This window comes from Roseovarius gaetbuli (assembly GCF_900172365.1).
GTDB classification, from domain to species: Bacteria; Pseudomonadota; Alphaproteobacteria; order Rhodobacterales; family Rhodobacteraceae; genus Roseovarius; species Roseovarius gaetbuli.
The window spans coordinates 1-2,698 of the sequence record NZ_FWFJ01000098.1 but is presented as its reverse complement, the minus strand read 5'-3'; the positions used below and the strand labels follow the sequence as shown (position 1 = coordinate 2,698).

2 protein-coding genes and 2 pseudogenes are annotated in these 2,698 nt (G+C 57.9%); 3 read left to right on the top strand and 1 reads right to left on the bottom strand.

Annotation, left to right across the window (positions count from 1 at the left end; translation table 11 throughout):
• The 3 genes and pseudogenes from ROG8370_RS19630 to ROG8370_RS19620 all read left to right on the top strand — a co-directional run.
• Positions 1 to 207 (top strand): annotated as a pseudogene (locus ROG8370_RS19630) (transposase domain-containing protein); the annotation flags it as partial.
• Between the two features lie 50 nt (positions 208 to 257).
• Positions 258 to 1,001, top strand: coding sequence for an acetoacetate decarboxylase (locus ROG8370_RS19625; RefSeq protein WP_085828802.1), 744 nt, complete (start codon positions 258 to 260; stop codon positions 999 to 1,001).
• A 63-nt stretch (positions 1,002 to 1,064) separates the two neighbouring features.
• Complete coding sequence (locus ROG8370_RS19620) at positions 1,065 to 2,108, top strand: patatin-like phospholipase family protein (RefSeq protein ID WP_085828803.1); 1,044 nt, start codon at positions 1,065 to 1,067, stop codon at positions 2,106 to 2,108.
• A gap of 18 nt (positions 2,109 to 2,126) precedes the next feature.
• Here the strand turns inward: ROG8370_RS19620 and ROG8370_RS19615 are convergent.
• Positions 2,127 to 2,263: pseudogene (locus ROG8370_RS19615) on the bottom strand (hypothetical protein); the annotation flags it as partial.
• Positions 2,264 to 2,698: the final 435 nt, after the last annotated feature.

The window sequence follows — 2,698 nt, the reverse complement described above, 5'->3', positions numbered from 1 at the left end:
TATTTGCAGGGGCCGATACCGGTGCGGAAACCCTGGCCCGCGCCATGACCATCATCGAGACCGCCAAACTCAACGGCCTCGATCCGCAGGCCTATCTCGCCGATATCCTCGACCGCATCCATGATCAAAAGATCAACAGGCTCGACGAATTGTTGCCGTGGCAATTGGGCACCGTTGGCCGCTGCTGAAAACAGTCAAGCCGCCTAAGCTGCGGTATCAATGGCGCGGTTACGTGGTACGCGTGAGGAGAGCAGCAGATGACCCGAGACGGCCTTTTGGCCCTTGCGGGCATGCCCCCGGCCAACCCGAATTATCCGCATGGCCCCTATCGCTTTGTCGACCGCGAATACATGAACATCATCTATGAAAGCGACCCCGAGGCGATCCGCGCGATGGTGACGGAGCCGCTTGTGCCCGATGGATCAAACACCGTGGTTTATGAATGGATCAACATGCCGGATAGTTCGGGCTTTGGCGCCTATCAGGAATCTGGCATCGTCGTTCCCTGTACCCTAAATGGTGAGCCGGTGAATTACACCACGATGATGTTTCTCAATGACGAACCGCCGATCACCGCCGGGCGCGAAATCTGGGGCTTTCCCAAACGCTGGGGCGAGCCGGAGATGAAGGTCGAAAAAGACACCCTGACCGGAACGCTGAATTATGCCGGTCAGCGGGTTGCGATGGGCACGATGGTCTACAAGCACGATACCGCCTGCGACACGCCGCAGGACTGTGCCAAAAAGCTTGCCAAGACCGCCGTCAACCTCAAGATCATCCCCTGCGTGAGCGGCAAGCCGCGGATCGCAGAGCTGGTGTCTTTCGCGATGACCGATATTACCGTAAAGGGCTTTTGGCGCGGGCCGGCACGGCTTCACCTGGTGCCGCATGTCAATGCGCCGGTGGCCGACCTGCCGGTGCGCCGTGTGATCGAGGGCCAGCATATCATCGCCGATCTCACCCTGCCTTATGGCAGGGTGGCGCACGACTATCTGGCCTGATATCCTCAGAGGGTGAAATGCGCCCCTTTGACAGCCCCCTTTTGAATGCAGGACATTGAACAGATGAGCAAGACCACCAAACCGATCAATCTGGCCCTTCAGGGCGGCGGCGCGCATGGCGCGTTCACCTGGGGGATTCTTGACCATATCCTGGAAGATGGCCGGTTGCAGATTACCGGTGTCTCCGGTACCTCGGCGGGGGCGATGAATGCCGTCGCCCTGGCCGATGGCTTTACCCGCGACGGGCCCGACGGCGCGCGTGCCGCTCTGGAAAAATTCTGGCGCTGCATGAGCAAGAGCGCCCAGCAAAGCCCGCTGCAACGCACACCAATTGACCGCATGACCGGCAACTGGGGGCTGGAGAACAACCCGTTCTATCATTTCATGAATGCCCTCTCGGGCGTCGCCTCGCCCTATCAGCTCAACCCGATGAACATCAATCCGCTGCGCGATCTGGTCGAAGAGAGCATTGATTTCGAGATGGTGCGCAACTGTACCGCCTTCAAGCTGTTCATCTCGGCCACCAATGTCGAGAGCGGCAAGGTCAAGGTGTTTCCGCGTCAGGAACTCACCGCCGATATGGTCATGGCCTCGGCCTGTTTGCCCAGCATCTATCAGGCGGTCGAGATTGACGGCGTGCCCTATTGGGATGGTGGCTATATGGGCAATCCCTCGCTGTTCCCGCTCTACAAAGAGACCGGCACCGACGATATCGTGGTCATCCAGATCAACCCGATCGAACGCAAGGGCGCGCCGCGCACGCCACAGGAAATCGACAATCGCCTGAATGAAATCAGCTTTAATTCAAGCCTTCTCAAGGAATTGCGCGCCATCGACTTTGTTGACCGCCTGATCCGCGAAGGCAAGCTAAGCACCGATCAATACCGCCCCGTGCGCGTGCATATCATGGAAAACGAGGACGCGCTAAAGCCGATGGGGGCCTCGTCAAAAATGAACGTGGAATGGGCCTTTTTGACCCGGCTGCGCGATATCGGGCGCGACACCGCCAAGGACTGGCTCAAGACCAATTATGACGCGGTTGGCAACCAAAGCACCGTCGATCTGCGCGCCATGTTCCAAGGCATCGGCGCCGAGCATCAGGGGTAACAGCCCCAAACGCCCGCCTTATGAGCGGGCGTACATATCCTCATAGCGGATGATATCGTCCTCGCCGAGACAGGCCCCGGTCTGCACCTCGATCAGGACCATCGGCACCTTGCCGGATTTTCCATCCGGTGCACCGCCCCAAGCGGAATATAAACCCAACCCGGATGCATCCTGGCTGAGCCGCAAACCTGTCCAGAAAAGCAGGACCAATTCAACACACCCATTGTTTTTGGCCATGGCGGCGCCTAGCCTGAGTTTCATTAAAAGCCGGGAACCTCTGTTTTCAGGCTATTCAACTCGGTCATTCAAGCTATCTCGAGGGCGAAGGTTGCAAGGTTTTTCGCTCCCTGAGCGCCCTCTTGCCTGCCTGTCCGGATCAGCCGCAGACAATCGCCACGTTCCGTAGCAAGTATGGCCAGATCTTATGCTGCGGGTGTTTTTTGCTGGTGTTGGGCTCTTGGTATGTTGATTGTCACTGAGAACTGACCCGGGATTGTCACCGAGACTTGACCCACCCAGTTGTTATGTTCTTTGCGTCATGATGGCGTCAATGCTGCTGTCTCCTTTCGTTTCTTTTTCGCTGTCTCGGA